Annotated in this window: 5 protein-coding genes; all 5 read right to left on the bottom strand. The window is 68.8% G+C overall.

From position 1 onward, the window contains the following. On the bottom strand, window positions 1-636 hold a 636-nt coding region (locus ACMO6A_RS04025), incomplete at its 3' end, for a glutamate--tRNA ligase family protein (RefSeq protein ID WP_418470816.1). A 10-nt stretch (window positions 637-646) separates the two neighbouring features. Next, on the bottom strand, window positions 647-2,011 hold the full coding sequence (locus ACMO6A_RS04020) for a phenylacetate--CoA ligase family protein (protein WP_226843989.1): 1,365 nt from the start codon (window positions 2,009-2,011) through the stop codon (window positions 647-649). 5 nt (window positions 2,012-2,016) lie between these two features. Beyond that, complete coding sequence (locus tag ACMO6A_RS04015) at window positions 2,017-2,451, bottom strand: amino acid-binding protein (RefSeq protein WP_009306992.1); 435 nt, start codon at window positions 2,449-2,451, stop codon at window positions 2,017-2,019. A 3-nt stretch (window positions 2,452-2,454) separates the two neighbouring features. After that, window positions 2,455-3,066, bottom strand: coding sequence for an indolepyruvate oxidoreductase subunit beta (locus ACMO6A_RS04010; protein ID WP_009608650.1), 612 nt, complete (start codon window positions 3,064-3,066; stop codon window positions 2,455-2,457). Beyond that, on the bottom strand, window positions 3,063-4,299 hold a 1,237-nt coding region (locus ACMO6A_RS04005), incomplete at its 5' end, for a thiamine pyrophosphate-dependent enzyme (RefSeq protein WP_418470815.1). The genes ACMO6A_RS04010 and ACMO6A_RS04005, both read right to left, overlap by 4 nt.

Here is a 4,299-nt window from a genome sequence, read left to right as displayed (position 1 = left end):
GAGGTCCACGCCGCGCACCACCGAGGTGACGCCCTGGGCCGCGTCGTCCACCACCACGGCCAGCTGGTAGGCGAACGCGCCGTCCGAGCGCTGCACGAGGAAGTCTCCGCAGTCGGCGGCGAGGTTCTGAGCGTAGGGCCCCTGCACCTGGTCGACGAAGGCGACCTCCCGATCGGGCACGATGAGGCGTTGCGCGGGCATGCGCTGCTGCGCGCGGACGGCGCGCTCCCCGTCGCCCAGATGCCGGCAGGTGCCCGGGTACACCGGCTTCTCACCGCGATGCGGCGCCGAAGCCGCGTGCAGGTCGGCGCGCGTGCAGAAGCAGGGGTACACAAGGCCGCGCTCGCGCAGCTCGTCGTACGCGGCCCGGTAGGCCTCCGTGCGGTCGTGCTGGAAGTATGGCCCTTCGTCCCAAGTCAGCCCCAGCGCTTCGAAGTCGCGCTGCACGGCATCGATGTAGACGGGCTTCGAGCGCTCGGCGTCGAGGTCCTCGATGCGCAGCACGATGCGGCCACCTTGCGACTTGGCCACGAGCCATGCCGTCAACGCCGCAAACACGTTCCCCGCATGCATCCGCCCCGTCGGCGAAGGAGCGAACCGCCCCACCACGGGAGCGGACGACGAGGCGGCTTCCACGCGGGGCCCTCTACTTTCTCAAATCTTCGACGTGCTTGGTTTTGCCGGTGCTGCGCTCGATGCCGCCGGGCTCGACGAGCTTCGCCTTCACACCCACCAGCAGCACGCCCTTGAGCTTGTCTTCGATGGAGCGGCGCAAATTCTCCATGTCCTCGTACGAGTCCGAGAACGCCTCGGGCTTGAGCTCCACGTGCACGGTCATGCGGTCGAGGCCGCCTGCGCTCTCCACGACGATGCGGTAATGCGGCGTGACGCCGTCGATGCCCGCCAAGACGTCCTCCACCTGGCTGGGGAACACGTTCGTGCCGCGGATGATGAGCATGTCGTCCGAACGCGCGCGCACCTTCTGCATGCGCGCCGTGGTGCGGCCGCACGCGCACGGCTCCGTGACCACGCGGGTCAGATCGTGCGTGCGGTAGCGCAGCACGGGGATGGCCTGCTTGCCCAGCGGCGTGAGCACGAGCTCGCCCATCTCGCCGTCGGGCACGGGCTCGCCCGTCTCGGGATCGACGACCTCCCATAGGAAGTGGTCCTCGGCGATATGCTGCATATCGCGCGAGGCCAGGCACTCGCCCGACACGCCCGGCCCCATGACCTCGGTCAGGCCGTAGTTGTCGGTGCACACGATGTGCATGCGGTCCTCGATCTCGGCCTTGAGGCCCGGCGGGCACGGCTCGCCGCCGAACAGGCCCACGCGCAGCGGGGACTTCGCCCAATCGTAGCCCATCTTCTCCCCCACCTCGCACACGTGCAGCGCGTAGGACGGCGTGGCCACCAGCACGGTGGTACCGTAGTCCTCGATCATGGCGATGTGGCGCTCGGTGTTGCCGGAGCCGGCGGGGATCATCATGCAGCCCAGCTTCTGCAGCCCGTAGTGCAGGCCGAAGCCGCCGGTGAACATGCCGTAACCGAAGGCCATCTGCGCCCGATCGCCCGGCACGACGCCCGCCATCTGCACGAGCCGCATGATGCAGTCGGCCCACATGGCCATATCGCTTTCGTTATAGCCCACCACGATGGGCTTTCCCGTGGTGCCTGACGACGAGTGCAGTTCCACCACTTCGTCCAGCGGCACGGCGAACAGGCCGTACGGGAAAGTGTCGCGCAGCACGGACTTGTCCGTGAACGGCAGCATGCGCACGTCCTCGAGCGTCTTGATGTCGGAGGGGGTCACGCCCGAATCGTCCATGCGTGCACGGTACCAGGGCACGCGCTCGTACGTCCAGCGAACCTGCGCGACGAGCTTCTCCAGCTGGATGGCGCGGATGCGCTTGCGCGAGGCGCATTCGACAGCCGGATTGTGGATGGGCAGGCTTGAGAAATCGCCTGCCGCGACGGCGGCCAAAGCCGCGCCTTTCACGGTGATGTCGGTCACGCGGATCACCGGCTTTCCGGCGCGACGGGGCGGGCGAGGTCGTCCTGCCCGATGAGCTCGACGGGCTGAGCCGCCAACAGCTTCTCGGCGCGCGCGATGTCCTTGACGGACAGCGCGATGTAGGTGGAGATGAGCGAATAGCTGTACGTCACGTTGATGCCGCAGTCGGCCATGATGCCCATGACGCGCGCCAGCTCGCCAGGCACGTCGTCGAGACGCGCGCACAGGACGTCGGTCTGCGTGGCCGCCGCGCCCATATCCTGCAGCACGGCGAGCGCCTTGTCGGGCGCATCCACGATGAAGCGCACGATGCCGTAGTCCCCCGTGTCGGAGGCGCTGTAACCGCGCACGCTGACATGCGCGTCCTCGAACGCATCGAGCACGCGGCGCAAGTGCCCGGGGCGGCTTTCCAAGAATACGCTGATCTGTTGAACGCTCACGTCTTAAGCCCCTTCCCCGCCCGCAGCCTCGCGAGCGAACGCGAGGCCCGCGCGAAACGCTGCCAAGTTGGCATCGACGGTCTTGGGAGGCACGCGGCGCGCGACGACGCGCTCCCATGCCTCTTGCGAGAAGTCGAGGCGGGTCGCCAACGCCCCGAGCAGCACCACGTTCACCGACTTCGGCGCGCCCACGCCGACGGCGATGTCTCCGGCCGGGATGAGCGTGGCGCCCGCAGCGGCCAGCGTCTCGCGCGCATGCTCGGGCATGGAAGCGCGCCCGATGAGCACGGGAAGCGGCTGGATGGACTCGTCGGCAACGAGAAGGTAGCCGCCCTCGCGCACGTTGGGAAGGTTGCGCAACGCCTCGGTGGTCTCGAAGGAGACGACGCAATCGGCGCATCCCGGGTCGGACACCATGGACTGCACGCCCGCGCGCCCGAAGCGCACGACCGTGGTCACCGCGCCGCCGCGCTGCGACATGCCGTGGATCTCGGACACCTTCGCGTCGTAACCGGATTCCAGCGCCGCATGAGCCAGGAGGTCGGCCGCCAGGATGGTGCCCTGGCCGCCCACGCCGCACAGAAGGACGGTGACAGTATCGTTCGAGGTCATCATGCGACGCCTCCTTTCTCCCCAGCGGGTTGCGCGATGGCGTTCCAAGCGCAGTACTGGGCGCACTGGCCGCAGCCGATGCACTGGGCGGCATCGATGAGCGCGTGGTCGTTCGCCGGATCCTTCGCGATGGCCGGACAGCCTAAAGTCGAGCACACGCCGCATGCCGTGCAGGCGTCGGTCACCGCGTAGGCGGGCTCGCGATGCCGGTCGATCAGCACGCAGGGGCTGCGGAACACGAGCACGGAAAGCTCCTCCGAGGCCACAGCCTCCTTGAGCGCGCGGCGAACGGCTTTGGCGTCGTTCGGGTCGACGGTGCGCACGTCCTCGACGCCGATGGCGCGCACGACGCCCTCGAGGTCGAGCTCGCGCGAGAGGCGGCCTTGCAGCGTCTCGCCGTTGAAGGGGTTTCCCTGGCGACCCGTCATGGCCGTGGTGCGGTTGTCCAGCACGCAGACGGTTCCGCGTCCTTGGTTGTACACGGTGGAGATCAGCGCCGACAGGCCCGAGTGCGCGAACGTCGAGTCGCCGATGACGCCCACGACGGGACGGTGGTCGGTGCCCGCCCAGGCCAGCTCGAAGCCATGCGACATGGAAACCGACGCGCCCATGTCGATGGTGGTGTCCATGGCGGACAGCGGCGGCAGCGCGCCCAAAGTGTAGCAGCCGATGTCGCCGGTGACGACGGCCTTCATGCGGGAAAGCTCCTTGAACACGAGACGGTGCGGGCACCCGGCGCACAACGCCGGCGGGCGGCCCGGAAGGCCGGCGGGCAACGGCTCGTGAGCAGGCTCCTCGAAGCCGAACGCCGCTCTGATGAGGCCGGGGGTCAGTTCGCCGTCGCGCGGCAGCGGGCTCTCGAACGCGGCGACCTCGATGCCCAGCGCCCGCACGCCCTCGTCCAGGTACTCGGAAGCCTCCTCCACCACGTAGAGCGCGTCCACGCTCTCGGCGAAGTCGCGCAGCGCCTGCTGCGGAAGCGGCCAGGTGAGGCCCAGTTTGAACACGGACGCGTCGGGCAGCGCTTCCACGACGTGCTGGTAGACGGCGCCGGCGCACACCACGCCCACGGCGCTCCCCTTGCGCACGACCTCGTTGTAGGGGCACTCCTCGGCCCAGGCGCGCAGCGCGTCGATGCGCTCCAGCTGCACCTTGCGGCGGGGCTTGGCGAACGCGGGCATCATGACCCACTTCGCCGGATCGCTTTCGTAGGGCTTGAGCGCGATCTCGGTGCGC

The sequence above is a fragment of the Eggerthella sp. genome, assembly GCF_048329335.1.
GTDB lineage: Bacteria > Actinomycetota > Coriobacteriia > Coriobacteriales > Eggerthellaceae > Eggerthella > Eggerthella lenta.
This window is presented reverse-complemented; position numbering and strand designations above follow the sequence as displayed.

Coding starts and splice junctions, on each gene's coding strand:
- ACMO6A_RS04010 (WP_009608650.1), bottom strand. CDS start 3,066: ATGATGACCTCGAACGATACTGTCACCGTCCTTCTGTGCGGCGTGGGC.